The following is an 18,307-nucleotide window of genomic DNA, read 5'->3' as shown; positions in this document are numbered from 1 at the left end:
GGCGGCTGGATCCGCTGGGGAGTGAGGTGCGCGAGCGATGCCGTGGTGGTCATGGCGCCCCGGTCCCGCCGGTGGCGGCGATCCGGAAACCCGAAGCGGGACCACAGTGGACGACAGCGTCCGGGTCGGGCCACCGACCCCACGCCGGCCGGACGACGACGCGGCGGCGCCCGAGCGGCCGGTCATCGCGGACATGCCGGCCACGGTCGCCCCGGTCACGCTGAGCCGGGTCTGTGACGCGCTCGACCTGCTCGACGTGCGTTACCTGGCCGACGGTGACGGCAACCTGCTGGCCATGTGGGAGCGGCACGCCGTGCTGGTCGCGCTGGAGGGGCCGGAGGACGAGATCCTCGTCATGCGGGCCCGTCCACACGCGACCGTGCCGCCGGACTGGGCCGACCGGGCCTACCGGGTGGTGAACGAGTGGAACCACACCCGACGGTTCTGTAAGGCGTACATCGGCGACCCGACCGAGCGTGGCCAGCTCCCGATCTACGCCGAGCTCCAGGTGCCGCTCGGCGCCGGCACCCACGACGCGCTGCTGGTCGAGATGCTCGACTGCGGCGCGGCGGTGGCCACCACGTTCGTCGACTGGCTGCACGACGAGGGCGCCCTGCTCTGAGCCCGCACCCCCGGGGCGCCGGTCAGCCGGCGGCCGGGTCGTCCGCCACGTTCACCATGAAGTACGCGGCCCGCTCCAGGTAGTCCCAGAGCGCGACGGCGAGCTGCGGCGGCAGGTCCAGCGTGTCCACCGCGTGCCGCATGTGGCGCAGCCAGGCGTCGCGTTCGGCGGCGCCGATCCGGAACGGGGCGTGCCGCATCCGCAACCGTGGGTGCCCGCGCTGGTCCGAGTAGGTGCGCGGGCCGCCCCAGTACTGGATCAGGAACAGGGTCAGCCGGTCCGCCGCCGGGCCCAGGTCCTCCTCCGGGTACATCGGCCGCAGCAGCGGGTCGTCGGCGACGCCGGCGTAGAACTCGTCGACCAGCTTGCGGAAGGCGGGTTCACCGCCGATCGCCTCGAACAGCGTCATCGACTCGCCTGGGGAAGTCACGCTCCCATCCTGCCAGGCGCGCCCCGGTGGCCGCGCTCGCCCGCCCGCCGGGCGGCGGAGGTCACGTCACCGCGTGCCGGTGCCGGGCGGGCTCCCGCCCCCGGTCGCCCCCGGCCGGCTCCCGGGCCGCCGGAGGGCCGCTCCCGGCGGCCGACTCGGCGCGGGCGGCGTCGACGGCGGCCCCGATCGTCGCCGGGCGGGGCCAGGTGACCGCCGCGACGATCATGAGCAGCACCCCGGCCGCGCTCCACAGCCCGACCACCGTCGGGATGGTGAACCGCTCGGCGAGCGCGCCGGTGGCCAGCACCGAGACGCCCTGGAGGATCTGCGTGCCGCTGGCCATCACGCCGAACGCCCGGGCCCGGTAGCCGTCCGGCAGCGCCTGCACGAAGAGGCCGTTGGCGACCGGGACGATGCCGCCGACCGCGAAGCCGCACGCGGCGGCCAGCAGCGCCACCACGACCGGCGGCGGATCGAGGAGCGAGGGTACGAGCACCGCCGGCGCGAGGACCGCCAGCGGCGGCATCAGGGCCAGCCGGCGGGCCGGCGTGGCGAGCCGGCCGATCAGCAGCCCGCCGAAGACGTAGCCGATCGGGTTGGCGGCCATGATGACCGCCTGGGCGGTGCCGGTGTCCATGCCGCCGTCGGTGCGTTCGGCGGCCCAACCGGCGGCCAGCCCCTCCGGCACGATCGAGAAGAGCATGGCACTGAACACCAGCACCGCGATGGCGCGCAGCACCGGTCGTTCGAAGACGATGCGGAAGCCCTGCGCGGTCTCCCGCAGCAGGTGACTGCGGTGCGCCTCGGTCATCGACGGGGCGCGGTCGCGCAGGCCGAACCGGACCAGCGCGGCCGACAGCGCGAACGTGCCCGCGTTGAGCAGCAGCGCGGTGCTCGGATCCAGCACCGCGATGGTCGCCCCGGCGAGGTAGCCGACGACCTGGGCGGCCTGCGCCGCGCTGGTCGAGGCGGCGAGGCCCACCACCAACCGGTCGCCGGTGAGGACGTGCGGCAGCAGCGCCGAGCGCGCCGCCTGGCTCGGCGGGTTGGCCAGCGTCGCCAGGAAGATCAGGCCGAGGATCGACCAGGCCGGCATGAACGGCATGGCGACCAGCACCATCAGCGCCATCCGGATCAGGTCGCAGAGCACCATGACCCGGCGGTAGCGGTGCCGTTCGGCGAGCGCCGAGAGCAGCGGGCCGCCGATCAGCCAGGGCAGGTAGCTGGCCGCGAAGGCGGCGGCGGAGAGCGCGACCGACTGGGTCTCGCGCAGCACGAGCACGGTGACCGCGGCCTTGGCGAGGTAGTCGCCGACCCAGGACAGGACGTTGGCGGCGAACAGCGCGCGGAACTCCGACTGGCCGAACACGTCACGGAAGGTGGCCGGACTCTCCTCGGCGGGTCGCTGGTCGGACACCGTCGCCTCCATCGTTCCGAGCCGGCCACTTGTGATGGCCCGACCGGGAACCGTCGTCAGATCAACCGATCGGCGAGGACACGACACACTCCCCGGGGGAGCGTGTTCACCGGATTCTGCCCGATCGTCTGACAACTGACTAGGGCGAACGGATTGATCGTCGCATCTCCGACTGAACGAACGGACGATACCCGAGGGGCCGCGCGAGGCGCGACCCCCGGAAATCGGTCGTCCACGCCGGCCCTCAGGCGGCCCCGCCGGTGCCCGTTCCCTCCGGCCGGAGCGGCGCCGGCGGCTGCGGCGGCAGCCCGGGATAGAGCCGGGCGGCGGCGATCCGGGCGGTGATCCCGGAGTTCTCCAGCGCCTCCGCGAGTCGGCGGCGCAGCTCACGGCCGACCGCGAACTGTCCTTCGGCGGTGGTCTTGACCACGGTGCGGATCACCGCGCCGTCGACGGTCATCTGTTCCACGCCGAGCACCTCCGGCTGCTCCACGACCTGTGGGGCCAGCTCCGGGTCCAGCGCCACCGACGCCGCCGCGGTCCGCAGCACGGCGGTGGCCTCCTCGGTGCCGGCGAAGCCGATCGGCAGGTCCACCACGACCAGCGCCCAGCCCTGGCTCTTGTTGCCGACCCGGATGATCTCCCCGTTGCGGATGTACCAGAGCACGCCCCGGCCGTCGCGGACCGTGGTGACCCGCAGGCCCACCGCCTCCACCACGCCCGTCGCCTCGCCGAGGTCGACCGTGTCACCCACCCCGTACTGGTCCTCGATCAGCATGAACAGGCCGGCGATCAGGTCCTTGACCAGGCTCTGCGCGCCGAAGCCGAGCGCCACGCCGGCGATGCCGGCGCTGGCCAGCAGCGGCGCCAGGTCGAAGCTGAACTCCTTGAGCACCATCAGCAGCGCGATGCCGAAGACGAACGCGGTGACCATGCTGCGCAGCACCGACCCGATCGCCTCGGCGCGCTGCCGCCGGCGTTCCGGCACGAACTGCTCCGGGTCGAGGGCGGCGCTGGGGATCCGCTCGCGCAGCGGACGGAGCATCGTCGGCACCGAGCCCTGCGTGGTGGTGCGCACCAGCCGGTTGATGGTGCGGTGCAACGCCCAGCGGGCGGCGACGGCCAGCAGCAGGATCAGCGCGATCCGCAGCGGCTTCAGCAGGATCCAGTAGCTGCTCTCGGCGAACCAGGCGGAGTTGGTGGCCCGGTACACCCACTCGCAGGAACTGCTGCCCTTGCAGTCCGGGCGCCGGTCGGAGACGGCGGACAGCACGGCGGTGATCAGGTCGGAGACATTCACGGGAAATTCGTACCCCACCGGCGGCGCCGGGACCGCACGGGCCCGCCCCGGCGGCGGCGGGCCGGGCGGCGATCATCCCGGGCGGAACCGGTCATCTTGGTACGCCGGTGTCGTTCCCCGGGAGCGCGTCGACGATTGGTGCGGCAATCCTGATTGGCCGGTGTCGACCTGCTCTTACCCGCATTTACCTGTAGATCACTGGTATTACGGGTCTATTCCCGGCGGGGGAAAGTGTGTTCCGGCAAGTGTGCTGCCGAAACGTGATTCTCATGGATGTGAATGTTTGACGGGTGCGATGGGAAGACCTAGTCTCACGCCATGAACAAGATGAAGCGGATCGTATTCGGTTGGGCCGCAGTTCCGGTCCTGCTGACTCCCCTCGCTGTCGCCACCCCGGCGCAGGCGGCGTTCAGCGATTGCCCGTCGGGGAAGTTCTGTCTGTTCTCCGCACCTCGCGGGGCGGGCGTGCTCGCCACGTACAGCACCGGAGACGTGAACCTCGGCGACGACATCGGCCCGCAGGGCATGAACAACAACACCGAGAGCATGTGGAATCGCACCTCCGACACGTGGTGTGTCTGGGACGGGACGGGCTACCAAGGGGGCTTGGTGGCGCTCATGCCGGCGGGGCAGAAGATTGACGTGATGAGCACGAATACCGAGAACAGGATCAGCTCGCTGAAGCGCTGCTGAAAACCGCCTCCGGCGGAGTGGTCGCTTATTGCGCGGAATGCGTCGCCCAAGCCACGTCGGTGAGCCTTCTCGGACCGGGTGGTCCCGGCGGGAAGTGGTGCCGGCGCGGGATCCGGTGGGACCGGCGTCCGCGCCCGCGCGTCATGGCGGGGCTCGGCGGGACGGCGGCGCCGCCGCCCGGCCGGGCCGCCGCCGTGGCCGGCTCGCGGGCCCGCCTCCGGTGCGCCCGCGCGGGGAGGTGGGCGTCGAGCTTCGACAACTGTCGATGGTTTCTCGACTGCCCCGATGGCGGTCCACCTCGATTCGAGATGATCAATAAACCACTTCCGGGATTAGTGCGTGCAATCCGGGGCGCGATCAGGGACTATTGGCCCAACGGACGTCGGTGATCCGGCCGGCGCCGGGGCCGTTCCGCGCAGTGCGCGGGGCGGTCTCGGCGTGGTGGCGGCGGGAGGGCTGGACCGGGAGGGTGAGCGCGATGCCTGACATACGACCCACGGCGGGCTCCGGTGCACTCGTTCTCAATGCCACCTACGAGCCCCTGTGCGTCGTGTCGGTGCGTCGGGCCGCCATCCTCGTCCTCTCCGCCAAGGCGGTCTGCGTGGCCGACGGCGAGGGCATCCTGCACAGCGCGCGCAACGCGCTCCCGGTGCCCTCCGTGGTGCGGCTGACCCGCTATGTCCGGGTGCCCTACCGCACCCAGGTGGGCCTCTCCCGCCGGGGGATCTTCGCCCGGGACGGGTGGCGGTGCGCCTACTGTCGCGGGCCGGCGGAGACCATCGACCACGTCTTCCCGCGTAGCCGGGGCGGCCGGCACGCCTGGGAGAACGTGGTGGCGGCCTGCGCGCGCTGCAACCACACCAAGGGCGACAAGACGCCCGCCGAGTTGGGCTGGCGGCTGCACCACCTGCCGGCGGCGCCGAAGGGCAGCGCCTGGCGGGTGCTGGGGCACCGCGCCCCCGACCCGCGCTGGGCCGACTGGCTCGACCTGCGCGAGCCGGAGCCCGAGGCGGCCTGACCGGCCGGCTGCTCAGCGCGCCTGCACCAGCGACGCGTAGACGACCAGGTTGTCGGCGTACCCGGTCTCGCCGCCCACCCAGCGCCCACCGCAGGTGATCAATCGCAGGTTGGGGCGGCTGAAGTCGCCGTAGACCTCCTGCACCGGCAGCTTCTCCTTGCCGTACCGCTCGATCGAGGTCACCTCGAAGACCGCCACCGACCGGTCCTGGCGGGTCACCTCGATCCGGTCGCCGTCGTCGAGTTCCCGCAGCCCGTGGAAGACGGCCGGGCCGGTGGTGGTGTCGACGTGACCGACGAGCACCGCCGGGCCGTACTGGCCGGGGGTCGGTCCCTGGTCGTACCAGCCGACCTCGCCGGCCCGGCTGACGTCCGGCACCGCGATGCTGCCGTCCGGCGCGATGCCCACCCGGTGCACCGGGGCCCGCAGGTTCAGCTTGCCGATGGTCAGGTCGGTCGGCGGGCTGGCCGGCAGCACCGGGAACTTCTTCGGCGGTGGCCGCAGGCCGGCGACGATCCGGTCCGGCAGCACGCTCGCGCCGGTCACCCGCTCCACGCCGAGCATCGCCACGATCAGCGCCATCAGGCCGGCCACCACCAGCACCGGGATGCCGGGGCCGGGCGTCGGGGCGTACCGGCGGGTGGTGGGCGTGGTGGTGCGGGCCGCGACCGGGCGGACGTGCGGGTCGGCGGTGGTGACGCTGGCCGAGAACGCGTGCCCGGCGGCGTGGGCGATCCGGCGCGCGGCCCGGGACGTCACGCGGAGCGCGGCCCGCAGCCGCCCGGTCCGGCCCGGCGGGTCGGCGACGGGGCGGGTCCGGCCGCGGCGGGCGCGGCGCGTTGAGCGGGCCATGGCCGCGTCCCGTCAGACGCGGCCACCGGGCTTGCGGCGGGCGCTCACGCCGGCCACCACGGCCACCGCGGCCAGGCCACCGACCAGCAGCAGCGAGCCGGCGCCCCGCCCGCCCGCGGTGCCCCCGCCCCCGGTCGCCGGCCCCTTGCTCGGCTGCGACATGTTCAGCACGGTGAGCATGGTCGAGGCGGTGTTGCCGTTGGCGCAGTCCAGGTTCACCGGGTAGTCGCCGGGCGCCTTGTTGCCGGGCACGGTGACCGAGCCGGTGAGGAAGCCGTTGTTCGACCGCAGCGTCACCCGGCCGAACGCGTCCGAGGTGACCTGGGCCTGGCGGTTGTTGTTGGCGTCGCAGCCGGCCCGGAGGTTCACCCGCGAGCCCGCCTGGACGCTGTTCGGCGTCACCTCGATGAAGACACTCTCCCCGGCCCGGGCCGGTACGGCCGTGGTGAGGACGAACGCCGCGACCAGGCCGAGCAGGCCCAGTACGGATGACAGCGCGCGATGTGACAGGAGCCCTGGCATGATTCCCCCCTCCCGGTGCGACGGCGCACCGGAATCCTGCTGACGGGCAGCGGGGGCTGCCTTCCCGGCCGACCGGGGAGTTAACCGGGGGCCGTTCCGCTACCGGAGGCGTTAACCGGGGGCCCCGCCTTTCACCACGGGGTGCCAGGAGAGGGGGGTGGAGAGGACCATCGTGCTGGAGGGCTGGCCGTAGGGGGCCAGGCGGTCGATGACGGCCTCGAAGTCGCCCATCGAGGCGGCGGCGACCTTGAGCATGCTGCACGCGTCGCCGGTGATCCGGTGGATCTCCATGATCTCCGGCCACCGCGTCACCGTCGGGTCGTTGAGGATGCAGCGCGCGCCGTAACAGGACATCCGGATCAGCGCCAGCACGGTCCGCCCGGCCCGGGCCAGGTCCACGTGGGCGTGGTAGCCGGTGATCACCCCGGATTCCTCCAGCCGCCGGACCCGCTCGGCGACGGCCGGCGGGGACAGGTGCACCCGGCGGGACAGCTCGCTGAACGAGAGCCGGGCGTCGGCCTGGAGCTCCCGGAGCAGCGCCCAGTCCATGTCGTCCACGCGGCGGCCTTTCTTCCGTGAAGTCGGAGAGCCGAGATGCTTTCGGCTCGTGAGGTCAGACCACCATACCGCCGTTGAACCGGCATTCCCTCGGCGCGCGTACCGGCGAGATCATGGCGATTACCCCGCGCACGGACGGAGATGACGGTGGAACAGACGACGGCGGTGCGCCCGGCCACCCCGCAGCAGCGGGCGGCCCGAGCGGCGCGCAACGGAGGCGAGCCGACGCTGGAGTTCGCCGAGCGCGTGCCGTACGACGCGTACGTGCACGCCAGCACGCTGCACCAGCTCCAGCAGCCGCTCAGCGACGACCCGGGCGAGATGTCCTTCCTGATGGTCAGCCAGATCATGGAGCTGTACTTCAAGCTGACCTGCCACGAGCTGCGGCACGCCCAGCGTGAGCTGCGGGCCAACCGGATCTGGGAGGCGCTGCCGCCGCTGCGCCGCGCCGCGCTGCACCTGGAGGGGCTCAACGCCGCCTGGCAGGGGCTGCGCTGGATGACGCCGGCCGACTTCAACCGGTTCCGGGACCGATTGGGCGAGGGGTCGGGCTTCCAGTCCGCGATGTACCGGCAACTGGAGTTCCTGCTCGGCCTGCGGGACCCGGCGCTGATCCGCCCGTTCCGCCGGCAGACCGACGTGCACGCCGAGCTGACCGCCGCGCTGGCCACGCCGAGCCTCTGGGACGACGTGGTGGCGCTGCTCGCCCGCCGTGGCTTCCCGCTGCCGGCCGAGCTGCTGGAGCGGGACGTCGCGGTCGAGCACGAGTCGCACCCGGCGGTCGAGGCGGCCTGGGTGCGCGTCTACGGCGACGGTGGTCCGGACAACCACCTGCGCCTGCTCGGCGACGCGCTCACCGAGGTGGCCGAGCAGTTCGGCGACTGGCGGTGGAACCACGTCAAGGCGGTGCAGCGCACCATGGGCGCGAAGGTCGGCAGCGGCGGTTCGGCCGGCCTGGCATGGTTGCAGCGCAGCATGGCCCGGGTGGTCTTCCCGGAGCTGTGGTCGGCCCGTACCGCGATGTGACCGGAGAACACACGATGATCACCCCCGAGAGCGAAGCCCACCGGCTCGACGCCGCCGACGCCGGCCACCGGCACCTGTTCCACGTGCCGCCGGCCGAGGGCGGGCGGTACCCCGACGTGGCGTACCTGGCCGGCAACTCGCTGGGCCTGCAACCCCGGGCCACCCGCGACGAACTCGTCGCCGACCTGGACGCCTGGCGTCGGCTGGGCGTGGAGGGGCACCTGGAGGCGGAGCGGCCCTGGCTGTCGTACCACGAGTTGTTGACCGCGCCGGCCGCGCGACTGGTCGGCGCGCTGCCCACGGAGACCGTGGTGATGAACTCGCTCACGGTGGACCTGCACCTGCTGATGGTGAGCTTCTACCGGCCCGCCGGGGAACGCACGAGGATCGTCATCGAGGACAGCGCGTTCCCGTCGGACAGCTACGCGGTGCGCAGCCAGGCCCGGTTCCACGGTCTGGACCCGGACGCCACGGTGGTGCGGCTGAAGCCGCGCCCGGGTGAGAACACCCTGCGCACGTCCGACGTCACCGACTTCCTGGCGGCCGAGGGGCACACGGTGGCGTTGCTGCTGCTCGGCGGCGTCAACTACCTCACCGGCGAGCTGATGGACATCCCGGCGATCACCGCCGCCGGGCGGGCCGCCGGCGTGGTCGTCGGCTGGGACCTGGCGCACGCGGCCGGCAACGTGCCGCTGGCCCTGCACGACTGGGACGTCGACTTCGCCGCCTGGTGCTCCTACAAATACCTCAACTCCGGTCCGGGCGCGCTGGCCGGCGTCTTCGTCCACGAACGCCACCTCGGCGACGCGTCGCTGCCCCGGTTCGAGGGCTGGTGGAGCACCGAGGCGGCCACCCGGTTCGAGATGACGCCGGTGTCCCGGCCGCCGGCCACCGTGGAGGCGTGGCAGATCTCCAACCCGCCGATCCTCGCGATGGGCCCGGTACGCACCTCGCTGGCGCTGTTCGACGCCGTCGGCATGCCCGCGTTGCGGGAGCGCAGCCTGCGGCTCACCGGCTGGTTGGAACGGCTGCTCGACGAGGTGACGCCCGGCCGGCCGCTGACCGTCATCACACCGCGCGACCCGGCCCGCCGAGGTTGCCAGCTCTCGGTGCGGATTTCCTCGGGTAGCGCGGGCGAGCTGACCAAGCGGCTGCGGCACGAGCACGGCGTGATCGCCGACGCCCGGGAGCCGGACGTGGTCCGGTTCGCGCCGGTGCCGCTCTACTCGACGTACCACGACTGCTGGCGGGTCGCCGACGCGCTGGCCGCGACCGTGGAGGCCGCCTCATGAGCACGGAACGCGACGAGATCGCGGTGGTCGGCGCCGGGCTGGCCGGCTGCCTGCTGGCGTGTTTCCTGGCCCGGCGCGGCTACCCGGTGGCGCTCTACGAGCGGCGGGGGGACCCGCGCACCGGCACCGTCGAGCGCGGGCGCTCGATCAACCTGGCGCTCTCCGAGCGCGGCCTGGACGCGTTGCGCCGGATCGGCCTGGACGGGCAGGTGATGGCGGACGCGCTGCCGATGCGCGGCCGGATGATCCACCCGGTCGAGGGTGAGCCGCAGTTCCAGTCGTACAGCGTCTCCGGCGACCGGGCGATCAACTCGATCAGCCGGGGCGCGCTGAACAACGCGCTGCTCGACGCCGCCGCCGCGCTGCCGGGCGTGCGGGTCGCGTTCGACCACCGGCTGGTCGGCCTCGACCCGGTCGGCGGCGAGATGACGTTCGAGACCCCCGAGGGCAAGGTCACCGCCACCGCGTCGGTCGTCCTCGGCGCGGACGGCGCCGGCTCCGCGGTGCGCGGGCAACTGCTGGCGTACGGGGGGCTGACCGAGAGCCTGGACTTCCTCGACTACGGCTACAAGGAGCTGACCATCCCGCCGATCGGCGGGGAGTTCGCCCTGGACCCGGGCGCGCTGCACATCTGGCCGCGCGGCACCTCGATGATGATCGCGCTGCCGAACCCGGACCGCTCCTTCACCTGCACGCTGTTCTGGCCCACCCACGGCAGGAGCAGCTTCGCGTCGCTGAGCAGCCCGGCCGCGATCGAGCGGTTCTTCGCCGACCACTACCCGGACCTGGTGCCGCTCGCGCCGAACCTGGTCGACGACTACCAGCACAACCCGGTCGGCGTGCTCGGCACGGTGCGCTGCACGCCGTGGCAGGTGGCCGGCCGGGTCGGCCTGCTCGGCGACGCCGCGCACGCCATCGTGCCGTTCTACGGCCAGGGCGCGAACTGCGCGTTCGAGGACGTGGTCGAGTTGGACCGTTGCCTCGACGAGTGCGACGACGAGTGGGCCGCCGCGCTGCCGCTGTTCCAGCACCGCCGCCAGGACGACGCGGAGGCGATCGCCCGGATGGCGCTGGCCAACTTCGTGGAGATGCGGGACAAGGTCGCCTCGCCGGTGTTCCGGGCCCGCAAGTCGGTCGAGCACGCGCTGGAACGGGCGCTCCCCGGCCGCTACGTCTCCCAGTACGAGCTGGTCTCGTTCTCCACCACCCCGTACGCGCAGGTGCGCCGCCGGGTCCGCCGGCAGTACGCCGCCGTCGGCGCGGTCGCGGCGGGCGCGGTGGCGCTGCTGGCCGCCGGTGTCGGCGCGGCGTTGGGGAGGCGGCGATGACGCGCTGGGACCCCCGGCTGATGACCGGGCACGCGCCGGACGGCCCCGGCCTGCTGCGCAACTTCGTCGGCGGCGCGTTCGTCGACGCCGGCCCCCGGTTCACCAAGCGCAGCCCGGTCACCGGCGAGCCGGTCTTCGAGGTGGTGGAGGCGTCGGAGTCGGTGGTCGACGACGCGGTGGCCGCCGGCCGGGCCGCGCTGCGCGGCCCGTGGGGCCGGATGGGGGAGCGGGAACGCGCCGAGGTGCTGCGCCGGGTCGCCGACGAGTTGGAGCGCCGCTTCGACGACCTGGTGGCGGCCGAGGTGGCGGACACCGGCAAGGCCATCTCGCAGGCCCGCACGCTGGACATCCCGCGCGGCGCGGCCAACTTCCGGGCGTTCGCCGAGATCGTGGCGACCGCGCCGACCGAGTCGTTCACCACGGTCACCCCGACCGGCGGCCGGGCGCTCAACTACGCGGTCCGCAAGCCGGTCGGCGTGGTCGCCGTCATCGTGCCGTGGAACCTGCCGCTGCTGCTGCTCACCTGGAAGGTCGCCCCGGCGTTGGCCTGCGGCAACGCGGTGGTGGTCAAGCCCAGCGAGGAGACGCCGGCGTCGGCCACGCTGCTGGCCGAGGTGATGGCCGCGGCCGGCGTGCCGGACGGCGTGTTCAACCTGGTGCACGGCTTCGGGCCCGGTTCGGCCGGCGAGCACCTGACCCGGCACCCGGGCGTCGACGCGATCACGTTCACCGGTGAGTCGGCCACCGGCAGCGCGATCATGCGGGCCGCGGCCGACGGCGTGAAGGCGGTCAGTTTCGAGCTGGGCGGCAAGAACGCCGGCCTGGTCTTCGCGAACGCCGACCTGGACGCGGCGGTCGCCGGCTCGGTGCGCTCCAGCTTCACCAACGGCGGCCAGGTGTGCCTCTGCACCGAGCGGATCTACGTGCAGCGGCCGGTCTTCGAGGAGTTCACCGCGCGGCTGGCGAAGCGCGCCGACGAGTTGGCGTACGGCTGGCCGGCGGACGAGGCCACGGTGAACATGCCGCTGATCTCGCACGCCCACCGGGACAAGGTGCTCGGCCACTACGCGCTGGCCCGTACCGAGGGCGCCGAGGTGCGCGCGGGCGGCGGCACGCCGCGTTTCGGCGACGCCCGCGACGGCGGCGCGTACGTGCAGCCGACCGTGCTCACCGGCCTCGGGCCGGACGCCCGGACCAACCGCGAGGAGATCTTCGGGCCGGTGGTGCACGTCGCGCCGTTCGACTCCGAGGACGAGGCGTACGCGCTGGCCAACGGCACCGACTACGGCCTGGCGGCGACCGTCTGGACCCGGGACGTGGGCCGGGCGCACCGGGCCGGGGCGCGGCTGGACGCGGGCATCGTCTGGGTCAACACCTGGTTCCTGCGGGACCTGCGCACCCCGTTCGGCGGCGTGAAGGCGTCCGGGGTCGGCCGGGAGGGCGGCGTCCACTCGCTCGACTTCTACTCGGAACTGACGAACGTCTGCGTGGACCTGGCGTGAGCGCGAGGAGTGAGCCGGGTTTGCGAGCCCCGCAGTCGCGAACGAAGGGTGGACCTGCGTGAGCGCGAGGAGTGAGCCGGGTTTGCGAGCCCCGCAGTCGCGAACGAAGGGTGGACCTGCGTGAGTGAGAATGGCCGGCAGCCCGAGGACCGTGAGCGAGGAGCCGACATGACCGTGGACATCGAGGCCGCCAACCGGGAGCTGGCGGTGGCCCGGCAGGAGGGGAAACCCTGCCCGCCGCTGCGCGGCCGGCTGCTGCCGGAGGGCGACGTCGAGGCCGCGTACCAGGCGCAGCAGGTCTACACCCGGCAGCGGCTCGGCAAGGGGCGCCGCCGGGTCGGCGCGAAGATCGGCCTGACCTCGCGGGCGGTGCAGGAGAGCTTCGGCGTCTTCCAGCCCGACTTCGGAATCCTCTTCGACGACATGGCCGTCGGCGACGGTGTGGAGGTGCCGATCGACCGGCTGCTCCAGCCCCGGGTGGAGGCGGAGATCGCGTTCGTGCTCGCCGTCGACCTGCCGGACGAGCGGGTCACCACCGTCGACCTGGTCCGGGCCGTGGACCACGTGCTGCCGGCCATCGAGATCGTCGACTCGCGGATCGCCGGCTGGGACATCTCCATCGTGGACACGATCGCGGACAACGCGTCCAGCGGGCTGTTCGTGCTCGGCACCGCGCCGCGCCGGCTGGCCGACGTGGACCTGCGGCTGTGCGGCATGGTGCTGGAGCACGCCGGGGAGCCGGTCTCGGTCGGCGCGGGCGCGGCCTGCCTCGGCAACCCGCTGCACGCGCTGGCGTGGCTGGCCGGCACGCTGGCCCGCGCCGGTGACCCGCTGAAGGCCGGTGACGTGGTGCTGTCCGGGGCGCTGGGTCCGATGGTGCCGGTCACGCCCGGCGCCGCGTACGAGGCGCGGATCTCCGGGCTCGGCTCGGTGCGGACCTGCTTCTCGAAGGAGACCACCTCATGAGTGTCGGCGTGGCGGTGCTCGGGTCGGGCAACATCGGCACCGACCTGATGATCAAGGTGCTCAGGCTCAGCACCGAACTGCGGATGGTGGCGATGGCCGGCATCGACCCGGCCTCGGACGGGCTGGCGCGGGCCCGCCGGCTCGGCGTGACCACCACCGCCGACGGCGTCGACGGCCTCGTGGCGCTGCCCGGGTTCGCCGACGTGGAGCTGGTCTTCGACGCCACCTCGGCCGGCGCGCACCGCTGCCACGACGAGGTGCTGCGCGCACACGGCCGGACCGTGGTCGACCTGACCCCGGCCGCGCTCGGCCCGTACGTGGTGCCGCCGGTCAACCTCGACGAGCACCTGGCCGAGCCGAACGTCAACATGGTCACCTGCGGCGGGCAGGCCACCGTGCCGATCGTGCACGCGGTCGGCCGGGTCACCCCGGTCGCGTACGGGGAGATCGTCGCGTCGATCGCCTCGAAGTCGGCGGGGCCGGGCACCCGGGCCAACATCGACGAGTTCACCGAGACCACCGCGCGGGCCATCGAGGTGGTCGGCGGCGCCGAACGCGGCAAGGCGATCATCGTGCTGAACCCGGCCGACCCGCCGCTGCTCATGCGGGACACGGTCTACTGCCTCTGCCCGGACGCCGACGCCGACCGGGCCGCGATCGCCGCCTCGGTGGCCGACATGGTGCAGACCGTGCAGGAGTACGTGCCCGGCTACCGGCTCAAGCAGGAGGTGCAGTTCGACCCGGTGGACACGTACGCGCCGGTGCTCGGGCGGCACGTCTCCGGGCTCCAGGTCTCGGTGTTCCTGGAGGTCTCCGGCGCCGGGCACTACCTGCCCGCGTACGCCGGCAACCTGGACATCATGACGTCGGCCGCGCTGCGCACCGCCGAGCGGCTGGTCACGCTCCGGAAGGCGGCTGTGCGATGACCGACCTCTACATCCAGGACGTGACGCTGCGCGACGGCATGCACGCCATCGCCCACCGATACACAGTCGACCAGGTCCGCACCATCGCCGCCGCGCTCGACGCCGCCGGGGTGGCCGCCATCGAGGTCGCGCACGGCGACGGGCTGGCCGGCTCCAGCGTCAACTACGGCCACGGCGCGGCCTCCGACGCGGAGTGGATCTCGGCCGCCGCCGAGGTGCTGACGAACGCCCGGCTCACCACGCTGCTGCTGCCCGGCATCGGCACCATCGCCGACCTGAAGGCGGCGAAGGCGCTCGGCGTGACAAGCGTGCGGATCGCCACCCACTGCACCGAGGCGGACATCTCCGCCCAGCACATCGCCTGGGCCCGGGAGAACGACATGGACGTCGCCGGGTTCCTGATGATGTCGCACCTGAACGACCCGGCCGGGCTGGCCGCCCAGGCCCGGCTCATGGAGTCGTACGGCGCGCACTGCGTCTACGTCACCGACTCCGGCGGCCGGCTGCTGATGTCCGACGTGGCGCAGCGCGTCGACGCGTACCGGCAGGTGCTGGCGCCGGAGACGCAGATCGGCATCCACGCGCACCACAACCTGTCGCTGGGCGTGGCGAACAGCGTGCTGGCGGTCGAGCACGGCCGCGTGCTCGGCGACGGTCCGGTCGGCTCGCCGTCCGGGCGCACCGTGCGGGTGGACGCGTCGCTGGCCGGCATGGGCGCGGGCGCCGGCAACGCCCCGCTGGAGGTGTTCGTGGCGGTCGCCGAGCTGCACGGCTGGAAGCACGGCTGCGACGTGTTCGCGCTGATGGACGCCGCCGACGACCTGGTCCGCCCGTTGCAGGACCGGCCGGTCCAGGTGGACCGGGAGACGCTCTCCCTGGGGTACGCGGGCGTCTACTCCAGCTTCCTGCGCCACGCCGAGCGGGCCTCGGCGAAGTACGGCGTGGACGTGCGCTCGATCCTGGTCGAGCTGGGTCGCCGCCGGATGGTCGGCGGCCAGGAGGACATGATCGTGGACGTGGCACTGGACCTGGCCGGTAAGGAGAACTCATGATCGGGCCGGACGTCGCGGGGATCGCCGAGAAGCTGGGCGCGGCGGCCGACTCCGCCACCGCCATCCCGCAGCTCGCCGCCGAGACCGGCCTCGACGTGGACGCCGCGTACGCGGTGCAGGCCGCGTTGGTGCAGCGCCGCCTCGACCGGGGCGAGCGGCTGGTCGGGCTGAAGATGGGGTTGACCAGCAGGGCCAAGATGGCCCAGGTCGGCGTGGACGAGGTGATCTGGGGCCGGCTCACCGACGTGATGCGGGTGCCGGACGGCGGGACGGTCGACACCGGCGGCCTCATCCACCCCCGGGTCGAGCCGGAGGTGGCGTTCCTGCTGGACCGGCTGCCCGAGCCCGGCGAGCCGGTCGGCTCGTTCACCCGGGCCGTCCGCGCGGTCGCCCCGGCGATCGAGCTGATCGACTCCCGGTACGCGAACTTCACGTTCTCGCTGCCGGACGTGGTCGCGGACAACACCTCGGCCGCCGCGTTCGCGATCGGGCCCTGGTCACCGGTGCCCGACGGGCTGGACAATCTGGGCGTGCTGCTGGAGATCGACGGGCGGGTGGCGCAGGTCGGCTCGACCGCCGCCATCCTCGGTGACCCGCGCCGCGCGCTGGACGAGGGCCTGCGGCTGGCCGGCCGGTACGGTGTGCGGCTGCGCAAGGGCTGGGTGTTCCTGGCCGGCGCGGCCACCGCCGCGGTGCCGCTGCGTCCGGGCGCGCACGTCCGCGCCGTGGTGGAGAAGCTCGGCGCCGCCACCCTGAGGGCCCGCCCATGAGCAGCCGCGTGGTGGCCGGGAAGGCCGTGCCGCGCGGCGCGTTCCCGCACGTCAAGGTGGCGGGCGGGTTCGTCTTCGTCTCCGGTACGTCGTCGCGCCGGCCGGACAACACGTTCGCCGGTGTGTCGGTGGACGAGTTCGGCACCACCGACCTGGACATCCGGGCGCAGACCCGGGCCGTGGTCGAGAACATCCGGGACCTGCTCCGGTCGGTGGGCGCGGAGCTGACCGACCTGGTGCAGGTCACCAGCTACCTGGTCAACATGAACGACTTCGGCGGCTACAACGAGGTGTGGGCGGAGTTCTTCGACGCCGCCGGGCCGACCCGGACCACGGTGGCCGTGCACCAGCTTCCGCACCCGCACCTGCTGATCGAGATGCAGGCCGTCGCCCTACTTCCGTCGGGAGGTTCCCATGAGTGAGATCGCCGAGCCGTTCAGCTTCTCCGGCTGGATCGGCGAGAACCAGCACCTGCTCAAGCCCCCGGTGGGCAACAAGGAGATGCTGCCCGGCAGCGACGACTTCATCGTCATGGTGGTGGGCGGGCCGAACCAGCGCACCGACTTCCACGTCGACCCGTACGAGGAGTTCTTCTACCAGGTCAAGGGCAACATGCACATCAACCTGATGACGCCCGAAGGGCCGCGTACGGTGCACGTGCGCGAGGGTCAGATGTGGATGCTGCCGCGCAACACCCCGCACTCGCCGCAGCGTCCGGAGGCCGGTTCGATCGGCATGGTGATCGAGCGGGTCCGCGAGGAGGGCACGCTGGAGAAGTTCCAGTGGTACTGCGCCGAGTGCAGCAACAAGGTGCACGAGGTCGAGTTGCAGGTGCGCGACATCGCCGCCGACCTGCCCCCGGTCTTCGCCGCGTTCTACGCCGACGAGAAGGCCCGCACCTGCGACAACTGCGGCGCGCTGCACCCGGGCAAGGGCTGATGCCGGTGCCGGTCGTCGACGTGCACACGCACGTCGTACCGAAGGGATGGCCGGACCTCGACGCGGCCTGCGGCGGGTCCGGTTGGCCCTGGTTGCGGGTCGACTCCGAGCGCGCCGCCATGATCATGGTGGGGGAGACGGAGTTCCGGCCGGTCGGCGCGGCGTGCTGGGACGCGCCCACCCGGCTCGCCGACATGACCACCGACGGCGTCGACGTCCAGGTCGTCTCGCCGACCCCGGTCTTCTTCGGCTACGACCGTCCGGCCGACCAGGCGGTCAAGGTGGCCCGGATCTTCAACGACCTCACGCTGGAGGTCACCGCCGCCGGTGGCGACCGGCTGGTGCCGTTCTGCCAGGTGCCGTTGCAGGACCCGGACGCCGCCTGTGCCGAGCTGGACCGCTGCCTCGCGGCCGGGCACGCCGGTGTGGAGATCGGCAACCACGTCGGCGACCGGGACCTCGACGACGCCGGCATCGTGGCGTTCCTGACCCACTGCGCCGAGGTCGGCGCGCCGGTCTTCGTGCACCCGTGGGACATGCCCGGCGGGCCCCGCCTGAACCGGTGGATGGCCCGCTGGCTGACCGGCATGCCGGCGGAGACACACCTGTCGGTGCTGGCGTTGATCCTCGGCGGCGTGTTCGACCGGGTGCCGGAGACGCTGCGGATCTGTTTCGCGCACGGCGGCGGCAGCTTCCCGTTCTGGCTGGGCCGCGCCGACAACGCCTGGCACCGCCGCGGCGACCTGGTACGCGGCGCGTCCGCCGCGCCGCCCAGCTCGTACGTCGACCGGTTCAGCGTCGACTCGGTGGTGTTCGAGCCCGCCGCGTTGCGGCTGCTGGTGGACACCATGGGCGTCGACCGGGTGCTGCTCGGCAGCGACTACCCGTACCCGCTGGGGGAGCGGCCGGTCGGGCAGGTCGTGCACCGGTCCGACTTCCTCACCGACGCGCAGCGGACCGCGCTGTTGGGCGGCAACGCCCTGCGCTTCCTCGGCCTCGACCGGCGGACCGCCGTCCGCGAGTTGCTGGCGATCGACCGGGACTGGACAGGGCTCATCGACGACAAGTCCCCATCGCCCTGACGGTCGCCAGCA

20 protein-coding genes are annotated in these 18,307 nt (G+C 72.9%); 14 read left to right on the top strand and 6 right to left on the bottom strand.

The window, feature by feature from the left end; genetic code table 11:
- Positions 1–37: 37 nt before the first annotated feature.
- Positions 38–622 (top strand): type III secretion system chaperone family protein, encoded by a 585-nt coding sequence (locus tag TPA0908_RS11770; RefSeq protein ID WP_281937367.1) that lies wholly within the window; start codon positions 38–40, stop codon positions 620–622.
- Between the two features lie 22 nt (positions 623–644).
- Here TPA0908_RS11770 and TPA0908_RS11765 read toward each other — a convergent pair whose 3' ends face one another.
- The 3 genes from TPA0908_RS11765 to TPA0908_RS11755 form a co-directional block, all read right to left on the bottom strand.
- On the bottom strand, positions 645–1,031 hold the full coding sequence (locus TPA0908_RS11765; protein ID WP_107155936.1) for a globin: 387 nt from the start codon (positions 1,029–1,031) through the stop codon (positions 645–647).
- An 82-nt stretch (positions 1,032–1,113) separates the two neighbouring features.
- Entirely contained in the window at positions 1,114–2,481 is a 1,368-nt protein-coding gene (locus TPA0908_RS11760; protein ID WP_281937366.1) for an MFS transporter, read from the bottom strand.
- A 232-nt stretch (positions 2,482–2,713) separates the two neighbouring features.
- Positions 2,714–3,769, bottom strand: a complete 1,056-nt coding sequence (locus TPA0908_RS11755; protein WP_374709201.1) for a mechanosensitive ion channel family protein — start codon at positions 3,767–3,769, stop codon at positions 2,714–2,716.
- A gap of 318 nt (positions 3,770–4,087) precedes the next feature.
- On the opposite strand from TPA0908_RS11755, the gene TPA0908_RS11750 reads away from it, so the two are divergent.
- Positions 4,088–4,462, top strand: a complete 375-nt coding sequence (locus tag TPA0908_RS11750; protein ID WP_281937365.1) for a peptidase inhibitor family I36 protein — start codon at positions 4,088–4,090, stop codon at positions 4,460–4,462.
- 478 nt (positions 4,463–4,940) lie between these two features.
- Entirely contained in the window at positions 4,941–5,480 is a 540-nt protein-coding gene (locus TPA0908_RS11745; RefSeq protein WP_107156075.1) for an HNH endonuclease, read from the top strand.
- Positions 5,481–5,492: 12 nt separating this feature from the next.
- Here the strand turns inward: TPA0908_RS11745 and TPA0908_RS11740 are convergent, their stop codons facing one another.
- From TPA0908_RS11740 to TPA0908_RS11730, 3 genes are all read right to left on the bottom strand, one after another.
- Positions 5,493–6,332, bottom strand: a complete 840-nt coding sequence (locus TPA0908_RS11740; RefSeq protein WP_374709200.1) for a class F sortase — start codon at positions 6,330–6,332, stop codon at positions 5,493–5,495.
- Between the two features lie 12 nt (positions 6,333–6,344).
- Positions 6,345–6,854 (bottom strand): hypothetical protein, encoded by a 510-nt coding sequence (locus tag TPA0908_RS11735; protein WP_281937362.1) that lies wholly within the window; start codon positions 6,852–6,854, stop codon positions 6,345–6,347.
- 111 nt (positions 6,855–6,965) lie between these two features.
- The gene (locus tag TPA0908_RS11730) at positions 6,966–7,412 is read right to left on the bottom strand and encodes an Lrp/AsnC family transcriptional regulator (protein WP_281937360.1); all 447 of its coding nucleotides are present in this window, start codon (positions 7,410–7,412) and stop codon (positions 6,966–6,968) included.
- Positions 7,413–7,553: 141 nt separating this feature from the next.
- Between TPA0908_RS11730 and TPA0908_RS11725 the strand changes: the two genes are divergently transcribed.
- The 11 genes from TPA0908_RS11725 to TPA0908_RS11675 all read left to right on the top strand — a co-directional run bounded on the left by TPA0908_RS11725 (position 7,554) and on the right by TPA0908_RS11675 (position 18,295).
- Complete coding sequence (locus TPA0908_RS11725) at positions 7,554–8,438, top strand: tryptophan 2,3-dioxygenase (protein ID WP_281937358.1); 885 nt, start codon at positions 7,554–7,556, stop codon at positions 8,436–8,438.
- Positions 8,439–8,452: 14 nt separating this feature from the next.
- Positions 8,453–9,730 carry a kynureninase gene (gene kynU / locus TPA0908_RS11720; protein WP_281937355.1) on the top strand — a complete coding sequence of 426 codons (1,278 nt, stop codon included), beginning with the start codon at positions 8,453–8,455 and terminating at the stop codon, positions 9,728–9,730.
- Positions 9,727–11,058, top strand: a complete 1,332-nt coding sequence (locus tag TPA0908_RS11715; RefSeq protein WP_281937353.1) for an FAD-dependent oxidoreductase — start codon at positions 9,727–9,729, stop codon at positions 11,056–11,058. Before kynU ends, TPA0908_RS11715 begins: the two co-directional genes overlap by 4 nt.
- Positions 11,059–11,078: 20 nt before the next feature.
- Positions 11,079–12,560: a 2-hydroxymuconic semialdehyde dehydrogenase gene (locus TPA0908_RS11710; RefSeq protein ID WP_281938552.1), complete on the top strand. Its 1,482-nt coding sequence runs from the start codon at positions 11,079–11,081 to the stop codon at positions 12,558–12,560.
- Positions 12,561–12,728: 168 nt separating this feature from the next.
- On the top strand, positions 12,729–13,526 hold the full coding sequence (locus tag TPA0908_RS11705; protein ID WP_281937352.1) for a 2-keto-4-pentenoate hydratase: 798 nt from the start codon (positions 12,729–12,731) through the stop codon (positions 13,524–13,526).
- A complete protein-coding gene (locus tag TPA0908_RS11700; RefSeq protein WP_281937351.1) occupies positions 13,523–14,452 on the top strand; it encodes an acetaldehyde dehydrogenase (acetylating) in 930 nt (309 codons plus the stop codon). Before TPA0908_RS11705 ends, TPA0908_RS11700 begins: the two co-directional genes overlap by 4 nt.
- A complete protein-coding gene (gene dmpG, locus TPA0908_RS11695; RefSeq protein WP_281937349.1) occupies positions 14,449–15,504 on the top strand; it encodes a 4-hydroxy-2-oxovalerate aldolase in 1,056 nt (351 codons plus the stop codon). The genes TPA0908_RS11700 and dmpG overlap by 4 nt, the downstream gene beginning before the upstream one ends.
- The gene (locus tag TPA0908_RS11690; RefSeq protein WP_281937347.1) at positions 15,501–16,274 is read left to right on the top strand and encodes a 2-keto-4-pentenoate hydratase; all 774 of its coding nucleotides are present in this window, start codon (positions 15,501–15,503) and stop codon (positions 16,272–16,274) included. Before dmpG ends, TPA0908_RS11690 begins: the two co-directional genes overlap by 4 nt.
- Positions 16,271–16,696, top strand: a complete 426-nt coding sequence (locus TPA0908_RS11685; RefSeq protein ID WP_281937345.1) for a RidA family protein — start codon at positions 16,271–16,273, stop codon at positions 16,694–16,696. Before TPA0908_RS11690 ends, TPA0908_RS11685 begins: the two co-directional genes overlap by 4 nt.
- Positions 16,689–17,213, top strand: a complete 525-nt coding sequence (locus TPA0908_RS11680; RefSeq protein ID WP_281937343.1) for a 3-hydroxyanthranilate 3,4-dioxygenase — start codon at positions 16,689–16,691, stop codon at positions 17,211–17,213. The genes TPA0908_RS11685 and TPA0908_RS11680 overlap by 8 nt, the downstream gene beginning before the upstream one ends.
- Positions 17,213–18,295 (top strand): amidohydrolase family protein, encoded by a 1,083-nt coding sequence (locus tag TPA0908_RS11675; protein WP_281937341.1) that lies wholly within the window; start codon positions 17,213–17,215, stop codon positions 18,293–18,295. The genes TPA0908_RS11680 and TPA0908_RS11675 overlap by 1 nt, the downstream gene beginning before the upstream one ends.
- Positions 18,296–18,307 lie beyond the last annotated feature (12 nt).

Origin of the sequence: Micromonospora sp. AKA38 (assembly GCF_027925725.1) — a bacterium.
Taxonomy (GTDB): domain Bacteria; phylum Actinomycetota; class Actinomycetes; order Mycobacteriales; family Micromonosporaceae; genus Micromonospora.
Note: the sequence above shows the minus strand (reverse complement) of the source record. Positions and strands in the feature narration are given on the sequence as shown.